This window comes from Bdellovibrio sp. HAGR004, assembly GCF_055397015.1.
The window spans coordinates 3,914,949-3,937,218 of record NZ_AP029176.1 but is presented as its reverse complement, the minus strand read 5'-3'; the positions used below and the strand labels follow the sequence as shown (position 1 = coordinate 3,937,218).

Below are 22,270 nucleotides of genomic sequence, written 5' to 3'. Positions count from 1 at the left end.
GTTATAAACTGGTGGATAGTAGAAGACAGGCCGACTTTAGGCAACCGTAATGCTGTGCGTAATGCCTATAAATCAGAGGTCAGAGACACTCTTAGAACCTATGAAGCAAGAGATTCACTTTGTGACAGGAAAAGGGGGCGTGGGGAAGTCCATTTTGGCGGCGGCCCTGGCCTTAAAACTCAGTCAGGAGGGGAAAAAGACCCTTCTTGTTGAGCTGGGCGACCAGAGTTTTTTCAAAGATTTTTTCAGCGTACCCCAGGTCGGTTTTCAGCCCACCTCGATCCGCCCGAATCTGTCTTTGGCTCTTTGGACGGGCGAGGCCTGTCTGCAAGAGTATGCAAGGCACTTCATCAAGGTTGAAAGTCTGGCAAAACTTTTCTTTGAAAACGCCGTCATGCGAGCCTTCATCAACGTGGCGCCGGCCCTTCCCGAGCTGGCGATCCTGGGCAAAGTGACCAGTGGTCCCCGCAAACACGGGCCGCCTTTGCCATTTGACTGTGTTGTGGTTGATGCTTTTGCCACCGGGCATTTCATTGCTTTGTTGGAAGCCCCCAAAGGGATGGCCGAGGCTGTGCAGTTTGGTCCGATGGGAGAGCAAAGCCGCAGTATCGACGCCCATCTGCGCAATCCTGAGATTTGCAAATACCATGTTGTGACCTTACCGGAAGAACTTCCTTTGAAAGAAGCCGACGAGTTGATTTCGCGACTGAAAGCAGAATTTTCCATTGCTCCGGAATTGATACTGAACAAAATGATGGAGACCTCGGTTTCCGAAGGCGAGCTGCAGGCTGTGCAAAATGAGGGCGGAGATCTGGCGAAGTTTGCGGAATATCTTGAAAGCCATATTCAACGTCAAAAGCAGATGTGGTCAGCAGCTGAAAAAATGGGAGTTCATCTGACCAGGGTGCCTTTGTACTTTGAAAATCAGCCGTGGGTTCTGGTGGAAAAAGTGGCGGGAAATCTTCGATGATATCACTTTTTGAAAACACAAAAGTTCTGGTGTGCGTGGGCAGTGGCGGTGTCGGAAAAACCACGGTGGCCGCGTCTTTGGCGGTGCTGGCGGCGCAAGAGGGCAAACGTGTCCTGGTTCTGACCATTGATCCGGCCAAGCGTTTGGCGCAGACCCTGGGTATTGAGGGCAGCAAAGATATCACCCGTGTGCCGGGACAAAGCTTCAAAGGGGAGCTGTTTGCCTCGGTCATAGATCACAAGAAGACCTTCGATGACTTCGTCGCCCGGGCGGCGCGAAAGACCGAAGCAGCTCAGAAGATCTTTAATAACAGCCTGTACAAGCAGCTTTCCACCAACCTGAGTGGCTCCCAGGAATTCACGGCTTTGGAGAAACTTTATTCCTGTTACGAATCCGGTGAATTCGATCTGATCATCCTGGATACGCCACCAACCAAGCACGCTATTGACTTCCTGAATGCCCCGCAAAAACTGTCAGCCTTGTTTAATGAAGGGGTGGCCAAGTGGTTCCGTGATCCCGAGGGGAAAAAGGGTGGATTCTTCGGCCATCTGTTGCAGTCCGGGACGCGACAGGTTTTGAAGGTCCTGGAATCTTTGACGGGCTCGAACTTCATTCGCGAGTTGGGTGACTTCTTTGTCAACATCGAGCAATGGCAGGAAAAACTTCTGGGCCGCACCGTGGATGTGCACCGTATGCTGGTGGCGCCCACGACTCAGTTTTGCCTGGTGACGTCGTTTGATCAGGCCAAGTTAAAGGAAGCCGAGTATTTCTCCAAGGAAATCAAAAAAGGTGGATACCATCTGGGAACTGTTGTTTTAAACCGCATCTTCCCTTACTGGCTGGACCTCAGCACGGCTCAGGATCCCGGAAAAGAACACGAAGACCTTGTGAAGTTGTATTCCCAGATGCGCTCCTACTACAATCAAAGGGATCAGCTTTATCGCCAGTTTGAAGCAGGCATGAAGGGTGATGCACGAGTGTTTCGCATTCCAGACCTGGTTAAGGACATTTCCGATCTTTCGGGACTGGAAGAGCTGGGGGCCCTGATTGTCGAAGGAGAAAAGAAAGCATGAAGAATCTTTTGCCAGTGGCGGTGTTTTTGCTTTCCGGATGTTCCTTGCTGCAACGCCAACCAGACAATACAAGTCAGGTTCAGGCGCAGGAGCAGGCTCAGCTCGTCAATGCGGAAAAAGCTTTGGCGGCAGGCAGTTTTGATCAGTCGGTGATTTTGTTTAAGGAATTCCAGGGGCTTCATCCTCAATCACAATATTTGCAGGCATCTCGACTGGGGGAAGCCCAATCCCTGGCGGGGCAGGGGAAGTGGCACGAAGCCTTGGATTTGTATCGTGATATCGCTGTCAAAACACGCATCTATCAGCCAGAGATTGCAGCTCAGGCCATTTACCGAATGTCTTTTGCTTATGAAGCCCTGGGGGATGACGCTAAAACAGTGGCGTCCTTGCTGGATGCAAAAAATCTGGGGCGCTATCTGCCTTTGGAAACGGCCCTTGCTGAAATTCCTGCGCGTTTGGCGATTGTCTATGGTCGACAAGATCGTGAAACTGAGGCCGTGGCCTACTTAAACGAAGCCGAGCACGGAATCGCTAAGGTTCAGGCGGAAAAAGGCACTGAACTTCCGAAAGACTGGCTGGTAAAAACGTATGTGCAAATGGGTGGTGTTTCCACCAATCAACTTTCAGCGGACAACTTTGCGGCCTTCATCCGTGGGCAGAAGTTGGTGCAGGTGTACTTACTTCGAGCTCTTCGTCTGGGGGACAGTGTCTGGTCCGCCCGCGCACTGAAGACCTTGATGGAAACCTATCGTGATCTTTACACGCAAGTGGAAGCGCAAACCGAATCCCGTCAGCTTCAGTCCCACTTTGGTGCCGAGCTGCTGGGTTTGATGGAGCGCGCAGAGCTTTACAGACCCCTCAGCGGTCAGAGTATGAACTCTTATGAATCTGAGTTCTTTGCATATCTCTTAGAGGTCCGAAAGAAAACTGAATTGCTTATTTACAACGCCGGTGAAACGATGGGTCTGACAGAGGAGTCCCAGCGTTTGCACAGTCTGAAAAGGGCCGGGCGAGTCAAAGTCGACGTGCTCTTGCCTGAGGAGAAGAAGTCCACTATACCTCTTCCCCTTAAAGTGGTTCCCTCGGAAGATCCTAATTTATAATTTCTGTTATTGCTGTACGAAGGAGATACTATGGCGAAACTGATTCTACACCAACAAACACTCGCCAATATGAATGAGATTTGCGCTTGGTTTGCTTCCAAGACCGCGAACATGTCCTATCCCATCTATTCCAGCTACGATATCCGCGATTCGGGATACAAGATTTCCAACGTGGATGCCAATATTTTCCCGGCAGGATTTAACAATATCTGTCCGACCGACAAGGAATCTGCGGTGGCATTGGTTGAAAAGTACATCACCAAGCACTATGGCGCCGGAATCAAAAATATCATGCTGGTGACAGAAGAACACACCAACAATGCCTTTTACTGGGAAAACGTCCACACCATTCGCAATTTGATCGAATCCACGGGTCGTACGGTCAAGGTGGCCATTCCACGTGAACTGCCAGAGCCGTTGAAGCTGACCAGCTCTGCCGGGAACGAAGTGATTGTTCATTCCGCCTTGAAAGACGGTGAACTGCTGAAGTCCTTTACGCCGGATCTGATCATCAGCAACAATGACTTCTCTGAGGCCTATGAAGAATGGGCGCCCACCATGAGCGAATTCCCCATGAATCCGCCGCGAGAACTGGGTTGGTATCAAAGAAAGAAAAGCACCTACTTTAAGTACTACAATCAGCTGGCCAGCGAGTTCGCCGAAGTGGCCAAGATTGATCCGTTCCTGCTGCGGGTAGAAACTGAACTGTTTGAACATTTCGACATCGGCGACGAGGGCAGTCGCAATGCCTTGGCGGAAAAAGTGGATCAGATGCTTCATCGTCTGCGCGAAGAATACAAAAAGCGCGGCATCACACAGGAGCCGTTCGTCTTTGTGAAAAACAATGCGGGCACCTATGGTTTGGCCGTGATTCGAGTGGGTTCCGGCGAGGAAGTGAAGTCCTGGTCCTACAAGTCCCGCAAAAAAATGAAAGCGGCCAAAGGCGGTCGCGACGTCGAGGAAGTGATCATTCAGGAAGGCATCCCTTCAATTGTGCAAGCAGACGGAGCCAGTGCCGAGCCTGTCATCTACATGCTTGGCTGTGAACTAGCCGGGGGCTTCCTGCGCACACATGCAGAGAAAAGCTCGACCGAAAGCTTAAACAGTCCCGGTGCGGTTTATAAGCGCTTGTGTGTGTCAGATCTGGCCATCAATACGCCGGGCTGTCCTCAGGAAAACGTTTATGGCTGGACAGCGAAACTGGGGCTGTTGGCCATCGCAATGGAGGCCCAGGAAATGGGTGCCGTTTTCAAAGGTTATACACCTGTTGGCTGTGGCAAATAGCTGTTCATTCAGAAAAGAAAAAAGGCCCGTCTTTCAAAGAGCGGGCCTTATTTATTAGTAGCAAGCTGGCAGATGGGATTGGATGTTTCCAGCCGTATCCAGCGAAAGTAGCAGTGACGGGGCATCGTTGACAGTTCGATAGAAGATCACATTCTGAGTCTTCTCATCCCGGCAGGGGTGGCCTCCCAAATCCAGTGCGATCAGATTTAACTCGCTGTCAAAGTAGTAACTGCTCCAGTACGGAGTCTCCTGAAGAATGCTGGAATGAACGATGTAAGTCGTCCCTTTGTACTTCAGGCTGTGGCCCGACTGAGGCAACTGGTCACTAATGTAATCCGGCCGTTCCTGTTGGTCGAAGGTCCACCGACTTCCTGAAATTCGATGGAGGCCTTCATCATCAGTGATTAAGGTGGAAGGCAGTCCACACAATTTGGTGTCAAAGTCCTTGTGTACATTCAGGCGGCGTAAGGTGCCATTGTCGTCCAGCTGGACATAACCTAAAGCTGGCAGATCTGTGGAGTGGCAGTTATAGCTGATGTGTTTGCGAATAAACATCTGCTGCGCTGCCAAGGTGCCTTCGATCACATGGCCGGCTTCGTTCAGTGTGACGGGGATATTCAACCAACCTTTTTTCGAGGACTCATAGCCGATGGCAAACTTCAGGTTCTGGCTGGTGTAGCTGGTGAAGTGAAGTTCTTGAATCAACGAGATGTATTCAGGCAGCGTCAGGCCTGCGAGTAAGTTCGTATGAAGAACCAGGTTGAAGACGCGGATTCTTTCAGACGCGGGTTCTTGGGTAACGCTATTCATGAACTCGCGGTAAATGATCTCGTGAACGATCAGCGCGGCCTGGTTGTCCGAATCCAGCTGATTCCACAGATTCTGGTTAATCATGTAGCGTTTGCTGTTCAGGATCGATGGATTTCTTTGGAATACCACCTGCTCCAGCTGGCAGTTGTTTGGAATGATGACCATGCCCAGATCGGGTGTCTGGTTCAGGGCGGCGTCGTGCACCCACTGCACTTCGTTGAAGAAAGCCAAGGCCCAGGATTTGTATTGGGAGGCACGTGCTTTATCATGTGATTCCAAGCGGGCAATGATATCCAAAGCTTTGGACTGTGTGTGGGACTGAGAGGAAAACTGAATTTCGCCCAACTGTCGAGTTTCGTTTTCGTGCAGATCAAGAACCACAGGTTTTTTGCCAACACAGGCCAGGACAAAGCCGGCATTGCCGCGATCATACCAATTGTTGGCCTGAGCGCAGAGGGCGCCAAATACAGTCGCAACAACAAGAAGCAGATTTATACGTTTCATTTTCTAACCTTTGTTACAGGCACAAGTTGAACATTCAGATTGTAAACATCGGTCTTAGGTCCCTGGGTCAAAAGGGTCGCCATTTTCCTGCGGAAGTTTTTGATCAGACGTTTTGCTTCCGGAATCTTTTTTCGATTCATGGGGAAGGTGATGGATGTGATGTCCCGGTATTCCAAAGGAATGCGGTCCATGGAATCCAGAACCTGCACCAGTGTTTGCTTGTGAGAGCGGCGCAAAGACTCGGAAGGAATGTTGTTGGTGGTTTCCAGTTGTTTGTGAGTGACAAGGAATTTACCACCTGACACTTCCAGCAAACCCACGCGGCAAAGACGTTCAATGGCAGCATGAGCCACTTCGACGGGGATATTCAGACGATCGGCAATCCATTCAGCATTTGGCTGGAATGTTTTCACCGGCACCAGAGCCAGGATGGCGAAGTGATACCAGTCACTGATGACAGCGAATTCATCTTCTCGCAGTTGTACTTCCGGCTGCAGTGTTTTGATTTTACGCTTGTCGAACTCGATAAGGCCCTTAAGGTGTTCAAACTCTGAATCGGGCAACCCGAGTCCTTTGATGATCTGCTTGCCGATGGACATAGTCATGATGCGGCGGCCATTGATGTAGTCGCTCAGGCGGCTGGAGGGGATACCTAAAATTCGGGCAAATTGAGCATTGGTGAGTTCCGGCGCGGTGTTGCGTCGTCTCTGGTATTCGTTCAATAAGAACTCGGATGTCTTGTTCATTTGAGGGTATATCGCTTATGCCTTCCGGGGGTGTCAAAGGCCAAATGGGTGCCCTCAAACCAGAGAGGCATTCGCATTGGTAATTACCAACTTTTCACGCGAAAAAGCATTGCCGCCTTGAAAAGGACGAAAATATTTCACGCAGAATGGCGGCTTTTGGACTGGATTTAGGTAGGGAAAGTGGGCTCGGAAAAGTGTCAGAAAGGGTGTTTTTCGCGACCAAAATCCAGCAAAAAAACAAAATAGAATGTGCCCAAAAATCACCATGATATCCTAATCAAAAGGACACTTTTAATTATGAGAAAAATCTTAGGTGGGGCCGGGCTTTTTGCGTTTTGTTTTCTGGCAGGCTATGGCTTGTTAAAGTCCAATACAGATGAACTTCAAATCAATCGTGATCCCGCAGCCGTGAGGAATAGTTTTGATTTCTCTCACCTCAGTGGGGAAAAGCTTCAAGAGGCGGTGAAACAAAGACTGTTAACCGGTTTGGAAATCAAGAAGAACGCACAAGGGGCAGGCATTGCCTTGGGTCACTTTGTGTATGTCGATGAGCGCGGCAGCAAAAAGCTGGCTTGTCAGGAATTTCAAAAGGTCTTCCTGAACTTCGAGGCTGAAGGTGTTTCTATTGGTGGCGACAAACCGCAAATGGAAGTGGAAGGTCGATGTGATTTCTCTGAAGATATGTCCCGGATCAATGCTTTGTATGTGCCGGTGGCCCGTATCCTTGGGGAGCGTCCCGGCGATGGAGAATTCCAATTCAACGAGGGTCCCAAAGTGACAGTTCGTTTTACCAATCTTCCCGATGACTGGCCTCGCACTTGGTTGTTGAAGTCCGTGAAGTTGGTCAATGAAAGCGCTTCCGAGGCGTTGGTCGTTGAAGGTCCCGAGGTTGCCCAAACTCTGGGGCATCCGGTCGTCTTTAGCTGGTAATATAAAATTAGAATCGTTTGGTTAAAAAAATCCCCCATGCTGAAACAGCCTGGGGGATTTTTGTTTTTAGCTCAGGTGAGACTAAGTGTACTGCTTCGCAATTTCAACGAAAGTACGAATCATCGCACCGGAAGCCCCTTTTTTAGGGCAATAAGGCAAACGGTTGCCTACAGCCCAGCCAGTGCCCGCGATATCGAAGTGCGCCCAAGGAATGCCTTCGCCCACGAACTGCTCAAGGAAGGCGGCTGCCGTTGCAGAACCTGCGCCTTTACCGGAAGAGATGTTGGAAAGGTCTGCATAGGTGCCCTTCATGTCTTTTACGTGGAAGTCCGTCAAAGGCATGTTCCAAACCCATTCACCGGATTGAACAGCGGCTTTTTCAACTTTCGTTTTCAAAGCAGAGTTGCGAGTGAAGTAACCAGTGTGAGTGTTACCCAAAGCAATCACCATGGCGCCTGTCAAAGTGGCAGCATCGACGATCACTTGTGGCTCAAGCTCAGTAGCGTAAGAAAGAGCATCCGCCAGGATCAAACGACCTTCCGCATCGGTGTTGTTCACTTCGAATGTTTTGCCATTGCGAGCAGTGTGAACGTCGCCTGGTTTTGTCGCAGAACCGTTGATCAGATTTTCAGTGGATGCCACAAGGCCTACGGCGTTGATTTTCAATTTCAATTTTGCGATCGCAAGCAGGGTGCCGATAACGTTCGCGCCTCCGCACATGTCGAACTTCATTTCTTCCATGCCAGCGCCTGGCTTGATAGAAATACCACCGCAGTCAAAGGTCAGACCTTTACCCACGAAGCACACTGGCTTTTTGGAAGCCGCAGCCCCTTTGTATTCCATGATGATGAAGCGAGGCTCTTGATCAGAGCCGTTGGAAACGCCCAGAAGGCCGCCCATTTTTTCTTTTTTAATACGAGCTTTGTCCCAAACAGTCACTTTCAGATTGGCAATGCCTTTGGCACCTTCAACTGCAGAGTCTGCCAGGATCGTCGGAGTCATCAAATTGCCTGGCATATCACCCAAGCGGCGGGAGAAATTCACCACAGAGCCCAGGATTGTGCCTTCGTTGAAAGCAGCTTTGACGGCTTTGTCGTTACCCAATTTGGAAGCAACATGCACGTTGATTTCTTTAGTGTCTTTTTTGCCGGACATCAATTCGTTGAAAACGTAGGAAGTCAGGATCAGACCTTCTGCGGTTGCTTTTGCAAAGTCAGCAGCGTCTTTTTTGCCGGAAGCAATGCCATCGAAATGAACAGCGGCTTCAGTCACGTTCAAACCTTTGATTGCTTCATAAGCAGAAGCCATGGATTGGCGAACGGATTCGTGAGTGATTTCATTTTCTTTGCCAAGACCCACCACGATGATGTGGCGGAAGCCCTTGAAGCTGAATTCACGGAAAACAACCGCTTCTTGGTGTTTGCCTGTGATTGTTTTTTCTTCCAAAGATGGAAGCAAAGCTTTGTGAAGCTCAGAATGAGTCACTTTTGCGAGCTTGTCTTTTTGAGAAGAAGACTTGGAAAACACGACCAAAGCCGGGCAGGTCAATGTGTCGATGTCTTTGTTGAGCAAGTTGAAAGCCATAAAAACCCCTTAAAATTATTCGGTTTTGTTGTGCGTTACTAGATGTAGCACAGCAGTTTTAAGGGTCAAAGGCTTTTTGATAAAGTCCTGCGCCAGTATTCCGATAGGTAGCACAGAATGACACCTCAATCACAACCACAGGAGACAGCAGTGGCACTCATTCCTTACGTCATCGAGCAAACCTCAAAGGGTGAAAGATCCTATGACATCTACTCCCGACTACTTAAAGACCGTATCGTGATTCTGGGTACGGCAGTGACAGACGAGGTGGCCAACGCTATCATCGCACAGTTCCTGTTCCTGGAAGTGGACAACCCTGAAAAGCCGATCCATTTGTATATCAACTCCCCCGGGGGCAGCGTGTCTGCGGGCCTGGCGATCTACGACATTATGCAGTTCGTAAAATGTGACGTGGCGACCTACTGTATGGGGATGGCTGCGAGCATGGGTTCGTTGTTGCTGACGGCGGGAACAAAGGGCATGCGTTACAGCCTGCCGAACACTCGCATCATGATCCACCAACCATTGTTGTCCGGTGGCGGTTTGTCCGGTCAGGTCACTGATATCGAAATCCACGCGAAAGAACTGGTTAAGACAAAAGAGAAATTGACTCGTATCTATGAGACACACACTGGCAAAGATTACGAGACCTTGAGAGCAGCTATGGAACGCGATAACTTCATGGATCCATATCAGGCGAAGGAATTCGGTTTGCTTGACCATGTGGTTGAATCCCGTAAGGCAAAAAAAGGATAAGAGCAGATGACGACGAAAGATACCAACGGTGCTTTGAGATGCAGTTTCTGTGGCAAGGGCCAAAAAGAGGTCAAGAAATTGATCGCCGGTCCTGGCGTCTATATCTGCGACGAGTGTATTGATCTTTGCAATGACATCATTGACGAGGAAAAGGAAAGAGAGACGGCGGTCAAGGGGACCTTCAAAGTTCCAAAACCAGCCGATATCAAAACTTACCTTGATGACTATGTGATCGGTCAGACACAGGCCAAGAAAACTCTGGCGGTAGCGGTTCACAATCACTACAAGCGTGTGAACGCGATGGCTCAGGGTAAAAAGTCCACTGACGTTGAAATGCAAAAATCCAACATTCTTCTGATTGGTCCGACAGGTTCCGGTAAGACATTGTTGGCTCAGACAATTGCCAAGGTTTTGAATGTGCCATTTGCGATGGCCGATGCGACGACTTTGACGGAAGCCGGTTATGTCGGTGAAGACGTTGAAAACGTGGTGTTGAACCTGCTTCAGGCTTCTGACTATGACGTGGAAAAAGCGCAAAAAGGCGTGATCTACGTGGACGAGATCGACAAGATCTCCAGAAAGTCTGAAAACCCATCCATCACACGTGACGTGAGTGGTGAGGGTGTGCAGCAGGCGTTGCTGAAAATCCTCGAGGGCACCGTGGCGAATCTGCCTCCAAAGGGCGGCCGTAAACATCCTCAGCAGGAATTCATCCAGGTGGATACGACGAACATCCTTTTCATCGTGGGTGGGGCGTTCGTAGGCTTGGATAAGATCATCGAACAAAGAACGACGAACAAAACCATGGGTATCGCGGCGGACATCCGCACGTCCGAAGAAGTGGAAAAGAGCGCCAATCTGCTTTCCAAAGTGGAGCCGGATGACCTTTCCAAGTTCGGTTTGATCCCGGAGTTCATCGGTCGTTTGCCGGCGATTGCGGTTCTGGCCCCATTGGATGAAGAAGCTTTGCTCGACATCCTGGTGCGTCCTAAGAATGCGATCATCAAGCAATACCAGAAGCTGTTCAGCTATGAAGGTGTTGAGTTGAAGTTCACGGACAAAGCTTTGCGTGCAGTGGCTCAGATGGCTCTGAAACGTAAAACCGGTGCCCGTGGTCTGCGTGGTGTGATCGAAACAGCGATGCTGGATGTGATGTACGACATTCCTTCCAAAACAAATGTGAAGGAAGTGGTCATCGATGAAAACGTGATTAACGAAGGCGCTCAGCCGATGCTTGTCTATAAAACGGATGAGGAAATTCAGGCTGAAGAGGAAGCAAAAAAGAAAAGCTCTGCATAGGACAGAGCTTTTTGGAAGAAAAGAAATTCAGAAGCCTCAGGGGAACCTGGGGCTTTTTTTATTGTTCGGAAAGATTCAGATCCTGGCGCACAGCTTCGCCCAGTCGGTGAAAGTCCACGGGTTTGCTCAGGAAGCGGGTGGCCCCCAAAGATTCGGCTTTAGTGCGGAACTCAGAGGACTCATAGGCGCTGACCATGTAAAAGGGCATCTGCAAGTGCATTCCATGAACCTCTTTGAGGAGCTCAAAGCCATCCATGCCGGGCATATTGATGTCGGAAAGAATCAGATCCACTTGCTGATTTGCAGGGTTTTTAAGGTAATCCAGACAATCCTGTGCGTTCAGGAACGATACCAGGTTCAATTCACCCCAATGGGCGAACAACTTTTTGAACTTCAGCTTGTAAAGCAGATGTGTGTCTGCCTCATCGTCGACTATCACAATATGGATCATGAATTCGGTCTCTCGTGTATAAGGGGCAGGGACATGATAAATTCTGTCCATTGCCCGAACTCGCTGTTGTATTTTAAAGTGCCGCCGTGTTTCTGGGCAATATTAAACGCAACAGTCAGTCCGAGTCCAGCCCCTTCACCGGCCGATTTTGTCGTTAGGAAAGGATCAAAGATTTTTTCACCCAAAATTGTCGGGATCCCCACACCATTGTCGCGGATGATGATTTCAACAGAATCACCGCGGACGACTGTGGACAATATGAGTTCCGGCTCAAAGTTCTTATTGCTGCGAACTTTCTTTTCCAAGGCATGAATAGAGTTGTCGATAATGTTGGAAAGCGCCCGCAGCAGGGATGCCGTATAGACCGGCACGTGAATGGATTCACCCAGGCGGTAGGTGACCTTTGGGGGCACATAGCTGGATCCCAGTGATCGAGTCGTGATTGTATCCTGATAGGCTTTCTTGACGACTTCGTTCAGATCCGCCGTTTCCAGTACATCACTGTCATAACCCGAAAGAATTTGCATCGAGCGCACGATCTGATCGATGCGTTGGCTGTGTTTTAGGATCACACGGCTGATCTCTCTGATTTCTTCCAGATTTTCAGAGTCCGTCAGAAGTTCGGAGAAGTTCAAAACAAAGTTCAGGGGGTTGCGAATCTCGTGTGCCACGCTGGCCGTCAGGCTTCCCAACGAGGCCAGGCGCTCCTGGGCGACCAAAGTGGCCTGCATGCGCTTGATCTGCAGCATGGCCTTTTCAAGGCTTTCATTCTTGGTCGTCAACTGGCGGGTTCTTTCCGCCACTTTTTGTTCCAAGGCCTGATTCAAACTTTCAAGTTTTTGATTGGCCTCTAATAGCTCAGATCGGAACAGATTGATGGATTCGACCAAAACATCCAGCTCATCCTGTCCTTTGTGCGGTCGGCGTTTCAGCTCCAGATCTTTGGCGTCACGCCCACGATTCTCACTCAAGTATCCGGCAATATGCTGGATATGAACGACCAGAATGCGGTTGAAGATGAAGTACAGGAACAATACCACGACCGCGGTTTTAGCAGCCTGACGAACGAAGATCCAAATCGCTTCCTGGAAGTATTTTTCACGCAGGCTTTTGACGTCCAACTCGACATCCAACGCACCCAGAACCTCGTTGGTGTTTTTGTGATAGATATCAAAGCGTTTGTGACTTTCTTCGGTCGGATCAGATTTCCCAGTTTCATAGATGGTTTTATTGTCAGCCACCAGACGCAGATAACTTACACCTTGAAGGCGACCCAGACCATCGAGCTGAATTTCGAGAAGTCTAGTGTCATATGACCACAGATGCTCGGCCATGGAATCAAGGTAAGAGTTCTTGATGATGGTAAAATTGTTCTGCAACTTATCAAAATCTCTTTGATAGTCCATGATAAGTTGGAATGCGGTAAGAATCAGTGTCGCAAACGAGCTGACCGCCCAAGTCGCTATAAGGAGCTTGAGGGAAAGCGAGTTGGTGCTTAACCATCTTTTGCTGTCTCTGGGTGTCACATAGCACTTATCGAACCAAATGGACTAAAAGGGTATCAAAATGTTGGGCCCTGGAATTACAATTAGGAAAGATTCTCAATTTCCAACACTTATTAGAATAATTATCGGTTAGCATTAGGTGTGCTTAAGATGCCTATTTTAAGGGCAAATTGGACTCGCTGCCAGGACCAGAAGTCATTTTTTCTGCAATATATTTACTTCCCAGCAATCATACACATCGTTAGACTGAGTATAAGAATTTGCTCATGGTTTGAGATGGATCTTTTAACCGATGCAGATTTGGTTCGGTTCTAAGTAGGAGCGAGCCTGCTCGTTAACCCACAGGGAGGGAGAGGATATGAGCGAGGGAAAAGTACAACAACTACCACTTTTGCCCCTAAGAGACCTCATCATTTTTCCGCATATGATGATGCCTTTGTTTGTCGGTCGTGAAAAGAGCATCAACGCTCTTGAAGAGGCGATGAGCAAACAAACCGACATCGTTTTGGCCGCTCAAAAAGACGCCAAAACCAATAATCCCGAACCCAAAGACATCTTTGCTATCGGTACTGTTGGAACGATCATCCAATTACTTCGTTTGCCAGATGGAACTGTGAAAGTTCTGGTGGAAGGCAAACGTCGCGTAAAGATTAAGAATTTCGTAAACAACGACAACTTCTTCACAGTGGCTGTTGAGGCCCTTGATGAAGATCCTACGAATATCGTTGAAGCGCAGGCCTTGGTTCGCTCCGTCAAGGGAACGTTCGAGACCTACGTGAAACTGAACAAGCGTATCCCGCCAGAGATTTTGATGCGTGTTTCCACCATCGAAAATCCGGGTGAGCTTGCGGATATCATCGTCGCTCAATTGAATCTGAAACTGGAAGACAAGCAAACTGTATTGGAGATCATAGATCCTTCCAAACGTCTGGAACACCTTCTGAACCTGATGACGGGCGAGATCGAAATCCTTGAAGTGGAAAAGAAGATCCGCACGCGCGTGAAGAAACAGATGGAGCGCTCTCAGAAAGAGTACTATCTGAATGAACAAATGCAGGCGATCCAGAAGGAACTTGGCGAAAAAGACGACTACCAGGCAGAGCTTCAAGATCTTGAGATCAAAACCAAGAACAAGAAGATGAGCCAGGAAGCCAAAGACAAGGTCATGAAAGAGATTAAAAAGCTCAAAATGATGTCACCGATGTCTGCGGAAGCGACTGTGGTTCGCAACTACATCGACTGGGTTCTGTCTTTGCCATGGGCTGATTACACAGAAGAAAAACATGACATCAAAAATGCTCAGCGCATTCTTGATGAAGACCACTGGGGTCTGGAAAAAGTCAAAGACCGTATCTTGGAATACCTGGCAGTCTTGTCCATCTCCAAAGATATGAAAGGGCCTATCTTGTGCCTTGCGGGTCCTCCAGGGGTGGGTAAAACTTCCTTGGCTAGATCCATCGCGGAATCTTTGAATCGTCCGTTTGCGCGTATCTCTTTGGGTGGCGTGCGTGACGAAGCGGAAATTCGCGGTCACAGAAAAACCTACGTAGGTGCGATGCCAGGTAAAATCCTGCAAGCCCTGCGCAAAGTGGACAAAGGTAATCCACTGGTTCTTCTGGATGAAATTGACAAAATGGCCAATGACTTCCGAGGTGACCCGGCGGCGGCGATGCTTGAGGTTTTGGACCCAGAGCAGAACAGCAATTTCCAGGATCACTACCTGGAGCTTGAATATGACCTTTCTAAAGTGATGTTTATCGCGACAGCGAACTCCTTGCACACGATTCCAAGACCTCTTTTGGATCGTATGGAGATCATCAATCTTGAAGGTTATATCGAGCAGGAGAAATTCCACATTGCGAAGAACTATCTGGTTCCGAAGCAGTTGGAAAACCACGGCTTGAAAGACTACAAAGTCACCATCAAGGATGACACCATCCGCGATGTGATCCGCTACTACACTCGTGAAGCGGGCGTTCGTAACCTGGAAAGACAGTTTGCAAACGTGGCTCGTAAAGTCGCCAAAGACATCGTGATGAACGAAACTTTGGAAACATTCAAAGCCGAAGCTAAAACAGATAAAAAAGCTGTGGCAGCCAAAAAAGGCGCTAAAGGAGCGAAGACATCCACGAAGAAGAACGAAGGTTATGTGGTTACTCCGCAGAAACTGGTCGAGCTTCTGGGTCCGCACAAGTACAAGTTCGGTATGATCGAGACTGAAAACGAAATCGGTCTGACGAACGGTATGGCTTGGACGGAAGTGGGCGGTGACCTTCTGGCTGTCGAGGTGAGCGTGGTGCCTGGTAAAGGCAAGTTCACTGTGACGGGTCAGCTGGGTGACGTGATGAAAGAATCCTGTGCGGCGGCGATGAGCTATGTTCGATCCAGAGGTCCTTTGTTCGGTTTGGACAAAGAATACTTCTCGAACATCGACGTGCACATCCACTTGCCAGAGGGTGCAGTTCCTAAGGACGGTCCTTCTGCAGGTATCGCACTGACGACTTCCATCGTGTCAGCGATCATGAAAGTCCCTGTGAAGCGCACGGTGGCGATGACGGGTGAAGTTTCATTGCGTGGACGTGTGATGGCCATCGGTGGTCTGAAAGAGAAGATCCTTGCTGCTCACCGCGGTGGCATCAAGCTGATCATCTGCCCTAAGGAGAACGAAAAAGATCTGAAGGACATCCCTAAGGATGTCATGAAGGATCTGAAAGTGATCCTGGTGGACCATGTGGATCAGGTTCTGATCAATGCTCTGGACATCAAGTCTCCAAAAGAATTGTTCAAGATTCAAAAGGAGCGCGAGTTCGGAATCAAAGCTCAGTACACGGGTCAGTCGGTACACCACCACTAAGAGTGGTTGGAAATTAAAGATTGAAAGTTTGACGAGATTCGAATGCAAAAGGGCCGGTAGAAATATCGGCCCTTTGCTTTTGAAGTGACTGTAGGTTTAGCGTTTGTCGATCAGGTCGCGCAGGTCTTTGGCGTTGATGTTGCGTTTGCAGTACAGGGATTTAGCGTTTTTGTAGCCTTGATAATCAACGGCATTGCGGCTGGTGTAGGGGACAGAGCCGTATTCCTGCAAAGAGGTCATGCCGCGCCGATATTGGACGGTTTGAATGTCGCGATAGTTGCTGTCTAATACCGAGAGAATAAATCCATCGCCGTCCCTTTTCATATCCACCACCAGCCAGGCGTGGGCCATGATGCCTTCGATTTGCAGCATTTGATAGGCCACCCGACCGCTGCGCACTTCGCTGTAAAGATTGTTCATCATGCTTTCAAGCTGCTGGGCCGGCACGGAATGCTTCCCTGTGACTCCACGAACCCAACCAAACAGAATGCCACCATCGACGATTTGGCCGGCGTTCAGCTCAGTCTGAATTTGATCTCGGTGAACGGCAGAAAACTCTTCCAGATTTCTAAACCCTGGGATATCAACCACACCCCGGTTGGCAGAAATGTCCTTGATAATCTGAAGGGCTTCCGAGCGTGTGGGGCGAGGCAGCTCCGGGCGATAGATTGCCAGATACGTGGCGTTTCGTGTGAACATCGAGTGCCACCAGCACACGCCCTGACCGCCGATGCCCCCTTGATTTACAAAGGCCAGATGATTCTCTGTCTTCATCAAAAGGTCTTTATAGTCTTGGCTGTTCATCGCACAGTATTCTTTTTTGGAGGTGGGCGCTTCTTTGGCCTCCGTTGGGGAAGTCCAAAGACTGGAAACAGTGAGAATGGCAGATGTGATACGTGCGATATTCTGTAATCTCATGGAACACTCCTTACTAGTTGAATTCGGCTGTGTAGGGAGCAAATCAGATGCCGTCATAAAAATGAAAAAGCCCTCACTCTGTTTGAGGAGGGCTTTGCAGGGCTGTCGATATTCTGGTCAGGGACTATTTAGGCCGGGTCACACAGCGGAAGCCGATGTTGTTCATTTTCAGATTCCACGACGCTGGGGCTTGCAGATCATCAGCCGTGATGTCGCCGATGTTCGCGGCAAAGATGCCCGTCACTCCTTTGGAGTGGATGCAGACGGCGCCTCCACGAATGACTTTTCCGGTGCTGCCCCCGAACAGATTCCCCATGTAGGTGTCTTTCTTTCCGGCGTCGGTCATGCCGGTGAAATCAAAGAGCTGCTGGGAGCCAGGTTTTACGTCCCAATTGTTGTTGTGATACCGACGGCCGTAGTGGCTGGAAAGATCCGGCGTGTACGAGCTTCCATAGATCGTGTCACTGACCCATTCCCAGGCATTGCCACCGAAATCCCAGATGATCGCGCCGCTATTTAGGACAAACGTTCTGCGCTCTTCGCCTTTTTTCTTGCCGGTGCCATCGTAAGGATTGGTGACGTCCTTGACTTCAACTGGCTCGGTCCAGCCGGAGTAGAATCCTGTGTAAAGTGTGTTGTTCTTTTTGTGATCGACCCAGTTTTCTGCGTTGTCATAGATTTCCAGGGCCGCCGCATTCCACTCGGCATTGGTAGGCAAGCGGTAATCGGCTCCTAAAGCAGCACAAGCTTCTTGTGCGGTGGCTTTGTTTGCCAACCAGGGCTTTCCGGCGGCTTGGGAAACGGCTTTGCCAGAGACCTTTTTCATCTCAAACTTCGCGATACAATAGGCCTCTGTTTTTACGACGGAGTTGGCCGCAACTTTTTCATACCCATCTGGACAAACCCCAATGGGCTCTGGAGTTGGCTCTGGAGTTGGCTCTGGAGTTGGCTCTGGAGTTGGCTCTGGAGTTGGTGTCGGCGCCGGCTCCTCCGGTGTCGGAGCAGGAGCGGGCTCTTCCGGAACTGGCTGCGGAGTCGGCGTTGGACTTGGACTTGGAGCAGGCTCTTCGGGTGTAGGTGTTGGAGCCGGAGTAGGAGCCGGTGTCGGCGCTGGTGCTGGTTCTTCCGGCGTGGGTGGAGTAGGTCCTGGCTCTTCTGGCGCGGGAACAGGTTGTGGTGGCGCTGGAATCGGTGCTGGCGTTGGTTCTTCGGGCATAGGAGTAGGAGTCGGTTCTTCCGGCGCAGGAGCAGGAGCAGGAGCAGGCTGTTCCGGAGTTGGCTCCGGACTAGGTGACTCTGTCGGTGGTGTTGTTTGGGGAGGGTTTTCCGAGGACTGATTGTCTGGCGAGGTTTTCTTTCCCGAAGAAGACTGGGAGCAAGAAGCTAAGAATGTCGTTAAAGCCAGGCAAAGCAAACACACGCGCAGTTTCGGCATTTCGGAGTCCTCACAAGTTGTGGTTTTATATAATCTTCACTGATTTTTGACCTACTTTGGAAAATTCCTTATGTTAAAAGTAAGAACTCGTCTTTGGGCCTCGTTTGTTATAACCCAACCCAGTCATTGGCCGAGAACCAGCTAGGAAGAAAGTATGAGAGAAAATTCGCAAGATCCGGCCCCGCCGATTGAAGTTTCAAAAGATGATCTGAGTGATGCGGCTTTGCGTGGGGTGATCGAAAACTTCATTCAGCGTGAGGGCACGGACTACGGAGTGAATGAGGTGGCCCATGAAACCAAGGTGCAACAGCTGCAAAAGCAGATTGAAAAAGGCCATGTCCGCATTGTTTTTGATCCCAATACAGAATCTGTCACGCTGATGACCGAACAAGAATGGAAGCGCTTCCAGAAGGCCGGAAAACCGCTCTCCTAGCGTTTTTTTCGTCTCTCACACCGCAGAATAATCACTTTGTGTTGCGGGCGCTCATTACATTCCTGAAATCAATTCTCAGTATGCCTATTTTGTGAGCAACCGTCCGCGTCTTGCATTGACGTATTCCTGACAATCTGTAAAAACCTGTCCCCTGCGAGTAATTTGTTTTTTGTTTTGGAGTTTTAGGAACTTATGAACCCAACTGATCGTGCTTTCGAGCTCGGCAAGCTTTATTACGACCGAGGAGAGTTCACGCCTGCCGTGGACAATCTTCAGGAAGCGACAAAAGCTTTCTTTGCCGAGAAGAATTTCTCTCAATACTTGAAGTGCATCAATCTGCTTCTGCGCATCTATGCTGAGCGCGAGCAATTTGAAGAAATCAACCTGGCCAAAGAAAAGCTTCAGGATCTGGTTCTTAAAGAGGGCTTTGAGCTTAATTCCAAAACCTACTACACACTCGCAGTTTGTGCTTCCTACAAAGGCCAGATCGACACCGCTATGGACTATCTCCAAAAGGCCCTGGCGATCGCTCTTGCATCCGACAACAAAGAAGATATCTGTCACGCGATTTTTGGTTTGGCGATGTGCTATTCACATCCGTCTTCTGCGCGCTATTCCGATGCTTTGAAAGAGATCTACAATCTTCAGGTCTTCTTCCAGGTTTACCAGATGCCGGATCTTCAGGCGTCTTCTTTGTTCCTGAATGCCGACATCTTGAAGCAGATGAAAAAGTATGACGAAGCCATCGAGGTTTTGTGGAAGGCTTACGACATCGTTCGTGAGACTCGCAACGTGGTTATGTCCAACTACCTGATGGGTGCCTTGGCCGACACGTACTTTGAAATCGGCGACAAGGACATGGCTCGCACATACATCACTTTGGCGCAAAGATCTGTTGATGGTGAAAACCACAAACGTCTGGCACGCATGGTGAAAAATCTTGCCGAAAAAATCGGCGGCGAGACTCAAACTAATTTTGACCTCATATTTGATGAGGCCAATCACTCGGTTATCGAGAAGAAACTGGGTCGAATTGACTTCAAAAACCAGTTTATCCTTTTGGATTTGCTGCGTTTGTTCGTACAAAATCAGGGGCAGATCTATTCCAAGGAATTCTTGGTTGAGAATGTGTGGAAGCAGCCGTATGATCCTGCCATCCACGACAATAAGATTTACGTAACCATCAAACGTCTGCGTAAGCTGATTGAACCGGATTATGAAAAGCCTAAGTATATCTTTAGAGCCAAAAATGGATATTACATGAATAAAGCGGCTCGAGTTCATTTCGAGCACTAGGGGGGATTCATGTTGAGCAAAATTTTGATCGCAACTTTGGTGACTTTATCCAGCATGGCTTACTCTGTAGGGGCTCATGCCAAAGTCGAAGAACATATCATGCCAGCCAGTGACGACCGTTGGGTTCCATGGCCGTTCCACTTGGCGCAGCCATTCCCATGGCAAGACATCCAGGGCATCTGGAAAGTCGAGCAAGGGGACTACGTTTCCTACTTCGCCTTGAAGGTGGTTCGTCAGAAGTCCACGGGTGTTCGTCAGCTTCAGGTGAAGCAGTTTGACGGTGAAACCTGCAAAGTCCTGGCGACAGGGGTGGGCCATGAGAATCATTTGAAGGTTTTGGCGCAAATGACCAGCAAGGGTGGGGCTATTTACCGCGTTCAAATGACGGCCATCAGCCAAAAAGATTCCCCGGTACCGCCGCTGCAGGGCATGCCTATGGACGAAGTTATGGTCCTTTCCATCGGCACTTTGGAGCGTGGGGGTACGGATGAAATGGTTCACATGCAAACTGTGAAGATTTCAGCCACCTTGAGCCAAAAAATCTGCTTCGAGGACATAAAAAAATAGCATTTTATTAAAAAAGATATTGCTTAAGGGGCGGACCATTGCTAGAAATGGTCCTCTCAAGACGATAGGGAATTAGCTCAGTTGGTAGAGCGCCACCCTTACAAGGTGGATGTCGTCGGTTCGAATCCGGCATTCCCTACCAATTTTCAAGCTGTTCGAACCAGCGTCATAAAAAAAGTTCGGTTTTAAATTTAAAATTTCGGATGTCTTCGGGTTCCCGTGAAAAACAGGGAGGGCCGAGGTGCGTCTTTTTTCTGGCGCGGCTGCGTTTAGAGCGCCGTTAAAGGTATCCGGAGCCACCGACGGCAACATACGGGAGCCTGCGATCGCAAGCTCCCGTTTATAGTACTTTTCCCCAACATAAAAATAAATCTCAACCTCATCGGTCTTCACAACAATTTTGTGAACCATCTTTTGAATGATCGTGGTTTTCACCACTGGGTCATTTTCATTCTCCAATAAATCCACAATCACAGCCTTAAACTGATTAAAATCAGCCATTCCAACCGCAACATTTTCCCGTTCGTTATTTCGTTTTAGTTCACTGACCTCTTTTTCCAAGCCATCCTTTTGCACTGAAAGCCGCTCCATTTGATCAAAGACATGCTTTGGGTTCACGGACTTTGGCAATAACCCCAAACGCTCTGACAAGGCATCAAGCTGCATATTGATTTCATAGATCTTGTTTTGCTTTCGTTCGATGTCCTGCTTTGGTGTGTTGATTTCGCTCTGGGCTTGGGCCTCCAGTAAAATCTCAGTGAAAAATTCTGGAACCAACAAAAAATCTTTCACAGCTTTCCAAACAAGTGGCTCTAGCTTTTCAGCCAAAACCCTCTGCGGATCACAGCGCTTTGATTTCTGATCGGTTACATTTTCAATCTTAGCAGTCCACGCATGGTCATAATAAGCAATCTTTCCACCGTTACCGTGGGCCGATTTTCCGGACATGCGATGGCCACATTGACAAAAAAGTGATCCAGAAAGCAAATACGGCCATCTTTTGGGCGATGCCTTTTTTCTGGATTTATTTTTCTTCAATATTTCACCGACGCGTTTAAAAATTTCTTCATTAACAATAGGTTCCCACTGGGCTTTGACCGATTGCTCTTTGCCATTTTCTTTATAAACTCTAACGCCAATATAAACGGGGTTGGTAAGCATCTTATAAAGTGTTTCAAGCATCACAACACCAGTTCTGGGTTGTCCGCCGCCTTCCTTGCGACGAACAAGATGAACTTTCTTTTTATTCAGAGTTTTTGTGGCAGACGACAAAGTCCCTTCAGACAAAAATGTTTTAAAAATTTCTCTGACTGTTTCGGCTTCAGCTGGAACCACTTCAAGCCTGCCATCACGATTACCGCTGACTTTATAACCCAGTGGCACACTGCCGCCGTTATAAAGGCCGCGTTTGGCTCTGGATAAAAAGTTCGCCGAAATCCTTTCGCCAATTTGCTTTCGCTCAAATTGCGCTAGATTCGCCATTAAAAACATTGAAAACGATCCCACAGCAGTTGACGAATCAAATTGGTCTTTTAATGAATAAATCTGACATTCCAATTGATCGAGCATTTCAACCAAGTTTGCAAAATCTCTTATGGATCTTGTTAACCGTGATAATTCAGTGATGAGGATCATGTTGATTTTTTTACTGCGAACATCATCCATCATTCTTTGAAATGCAGGTCTATTCGTGTCCTTCGCAGAAATCCCCGCATCGCAATAAAACTCAACTATTTCGCCGAATGACTCAAA

General features: G+C 48.8%; 18 protein-coding genes, 1 tRNA gene and 1 pseudogene. 12 read left to right on the top strand and 8 right to left on the bottom strand.

Annotation, left to right across the window (positions count from 1 at the left end):
- The first annotated feature begins 100 nt into the window (after nucleotides 1-100).
- From ACZ5ZV_RS19570 to gshA, 4 genes are read left to right on the top strand one after another with little or no spacing between them, the layout of a single operon-like run.
- Nucleotides 101-970: an ArsA-related P-loop ATPase gene (locus ACZ5ZV_RS19570; protein ID WP_464118879.1), complete on the top strand. Its 870-nt coding sequence runs from the start codon at nucleotides 101-103 to the stop codon at nucleotides 968-970.
- Nucleotides 967-2,043 (top strand): ArsA family ATPase, encoded by a 1,077-nt coding sequence (locus ACZ5ZV_RS19565; protein ID WP_464118878.1) that lies wholly within the window; start codon nucleotides 967-969, stop codon nucleotides 2,041-2,043. The genes ACZ5ZV_RS19570 and ACZ5ZV_RS19565 overlap by 4 nt, the downstream gene beginning before the upstream one ends.
- Nucleotides 2,040-3,146 (top strand): tetratricopeptide repeat protein, encoded by a 1,107-nt coding sequence (locus ACZ5ZV_RS19560; RefSeq protein ID WP_464118877.1) that lies wholly within the window; start codon nucleotides 2,040-2,042, stop codon nucleotides 3,144-3,146. Before ACZ5ZV_RS19565 ends, ACZ5ZV_RS19560 begins: the two co-directional genes overlap by 4 nt.
- A gap of 30 nt (nucleotides 3,147-3,176) precedes the next feature.
- Nucleotides 3,177-4,430, top strand: coding sequence for a glutamate--cysteine ligase (gene gshA / locus ACZ5ZV_RS19555; RefSeq protein WP_464118876.1), 1,254 nt, complete (start codon nucleotides 3,177-3,179; stop codon nucleotides 4,428-4,430).
- A gap of 54 nt (nucleotides 4,431-4,484) precedes the next feature.
- Here gshA and ACZ5ZV_RS19550 read toward each other — a convergent pair whose 3' ends face one another.
- Together ACZ5ZV_RS19550 and ACZ5ZV_RS19545 are read right to left on the bottom strand one after the other, a co-directional pair.
- Complete coding sequence (locus ACZ5ZV_RS19550; protein WP_464118875.1) at nucleotides 4,485-5,744, bottom strand: hypothetical protein; 1,260 nt, start codon at nucleotides 5,742-5,744, stop codon at nucleotides 4,485-4,487.
- Nucleotides 5,741-6,490: a TIGR02147 family protein gene (locus ACZ5ZV_RS19545; protein WP_464118874.1), complete on the bottom strand. Its 750-nt coding sequence runs from the start codon at nucleotides 6,488-6,490 to the stop codon at nucleotides 5,741-5,743. Before ACZ5ZV_RS19545 ends, ACZ5ZV_RS19550 begins: the two co-directional genes overlap by 4 nt.
- Nucleotides 6,491-6,787: 297 nt before the next feature.
- On the opposite strand from ACZ5ZV_RS19545, the gene ACZ5ZV_RS19540 reads away from it, so the two are divergent.
- Nucleotides 6,788-7,420 carry a hypothetical protein gene (locus ACZ5ZV_RS19540; protein ID WP_464118873.1) on the top strand — a complete coding sequence of 211 codons (633 nt, stop codon included), beginning with the start codon at nucleotides 6,788-6,790 and terminating at the stop codon, nucleotides 7,418-7,420.
- Nucleotides 7,421-7,501: 81 nt separating this feature from the next.
- On the opposite strand, the gene ACZ5ZV_RS19535 is transcribed toward ACZ5ZV_RS19540, so the two are convergent.
- Nucleotides 7,502-9,004: a leucyl aminopeptidase gene (locus ACZ5ZV_RS19535; RefSeq protein WP_464118872.1), complete on the bottom strand. Its 1,503-nt coding sequence runs from the start codon at nucleotides 9,002-9,004 to the stop codon at nucleotides 7,502-7,504.
- A 117-nt stretch (nucleotides 9,005-9,121) separates the two neighbouring features.
- Here ACZ5ZV_RS19535 and ACZ5ZV_RS19530 point away from each other — a divergent pair, with 117 nt between their 5' ends.
- Together ACZ5ZV_RS19530 and clpX are read left to right on the top strand one after the other, a co-directional pair.
- A complete protein-coding gene (locus ACZ5ZV_RS19530) occupies nucleotides 9,122-9,760 on the top strand; it encodes an ATP-dependent Clp protease proteolytic subunit (protein WP_464118871.1) in 639 nt (212 codons plus the stop codon).
- A gap of 6 nt (nucleotides 9,761-9,766) precedes the next feature.
- Nucleotides 9,767-11,059 (top strand): ATP-dependent Clp protease ATP-binding subunit ClpX, encoded by a 1,293-nt coding sequence (gene clpX, locus ACZ5ZV_RS19525; protein ID WP_464118870.1) that lies wholly within the window; start codon nucleotides 9,767-9,769, stop codon nucleotides 11,057-11,059.
- Between the two features lie 58 nt (nucleotides 11,060-11,117).
- Here the strand turns inward: clpX and ACZ5ZV_RS19520 are convergent, their stop codons facing one another.
- Both ACZ5ZV_RS19520 and ACZ5ZV_RS19515 read right to left on the bottom strand, forming a co-directional pair.
- Nucleotides 11,118-11,510: a response regulator gene (locus ACZ5ZV_RS19520; protein ID WP_464118869.1), complete on the bottom strand. Its 393-nt coding sequence runs from the start codon at nucleotides 11,508-11,510 to the stop codon at nucleotides 11,118-11,120.
- Nucleotides 11,507-13,036 carry a sensor histidine kinase gene (locus ACZ5ZV_RS19515; RefSeq protein ID WP_464118868.1) on the bottom strand — a complete coding sequence of 510 codons (1,530 nt, stop codon included), beginning with the start codon at nucleotides 13,034-13,036 and terminating at the stop codon, nucleotides 11,507-11,509. The genes ACZ5ZV_RS19520 and ACZ5ZV_RS19515 overlap by 4 nt, the downstream gene beginning before the upstream one ends.
- 337 nt (nucleotides 13,037-13,373) lie before the next feature.
- Here ACZ5ZV_RS19515 and lon point away from each other — a divergent pair, with 337 nt between their 5' ends.
- Entirely contained in the window at nucleotides 13,374-15,869 is a 2,496-nt protein-coding gene (gene lon / locus ACZ5ZV_RS19510; protein ID WP_464118867.1) for an endopeptidase La, read from the top strand.
- Nucleotides 15,870-15,965: 96 nt separating this feature from the next.
- Here lon and ACZ5ZV_RS19505 read toward each other — a convergent pair whose 3' ends face one another.
- Both ACZ5ZV_RS19505 and ACZ5ZV_RS19500 read right to left on the bottom strand, forming a co-directional pair.
- Nucleotides 15,966-16,787 (bottom strand): hypothetical protein, encoded by an 822-nt coding sequence (locus ACZ5ZV_RS19505; RefSeq protein ID WP_464118866.1) that lies wholly within the window; start codon nucleotides 16,785-16,787, stop codon nucleotides 15,966-15,968.
- Nucleotides 16,788-16,911: 124 nt separating this feature from the next.
- On the bottom strand, nucleotides 16,912-18,222 hold the full coding sequence (locus ACZ5ZV_RS19500; RefSeq protein ID WP_464118865.1) for an SUMF1/EgtB/PvdO family nonheme iron enzyme: 1,311 nt from the start codon (nucleotides 18,220-18,222) through the stop codon (nucleotides 16,912-16,914).
- Nucleotides 18,223-18,376: 154 nt separating this feature from the next.
- On the opposite strand from ACZ5ZV_RS19500, the gene ACZ5ZV_RS19495 reads away from it, so the two are divergent.
- The 4 genes from ACZ5ZV_RS19495 (at nucleotide 18,377) to ACZ5ZV_RS19480 (ending at nucleotide 20,660) form a co-directional block, all read left to right on the top strand.
- Nucleotides 18,377-18,655, top strand: a complete 279-nt coding sequence (locus tag ACZ5ZV_RS19495; protein WP_464118864.1) for a YheU family protein — start codon at nucleotides 18,377-18,379, stop codon at nucleotides 18,653-18,655.
- A 192-nt stretch (nucleotides 18,656-18,847) separates the two neighbouring features.
- Nucleotides 18,848-19,951, top strand: coding sequence for a winged helix-turn-helix domain-containing protein (locus tag ACZ5ZV_RS19490; RefSeq protein WP_464118863.1), 1,104 nt, complete (start codon nucleotides 18,848-18,850; stop codon nucleotides 19,949-19,951).
- 9 nt (nucleotides 19,952-19,960) lie between these two features.
- Nucleotides 19,961-20,518: a hypothetical protein gene (locus ACZ5ZV_RS19485; RefSeq protein ID WP_464118862.1), complete on the top strand. Its 558-nt coding sequence runs from the start codon at nucleotides 19,961-19,963 to the stop codon at nucleotides 20,516-20,518.
- A gap of 66 nt (nucleotides 20,519-20,584) precedes the next feature.
- Nucleotides 20,585-20,660 (top strand) — tRNA-Val (locus tag ACZ5ZV_RS19480).
- Between the two features lie 656 nt (nucleotides 20,661-21,316).
- On the opposite strand, the pseudogene ACZ5ZV_RS19475 reads toward ACZ5ZV_RS19480, so the two are convergent.
- Nucleotides 21,317-22,252 (bottom strand): annotated as a pseudogene (locus ACZ5ZV_RS19475) (recombinase family protein); the annotation flags it as partial.
- Nucleotides 22,253-22,270: the final 18 nt, after the last annotated feature.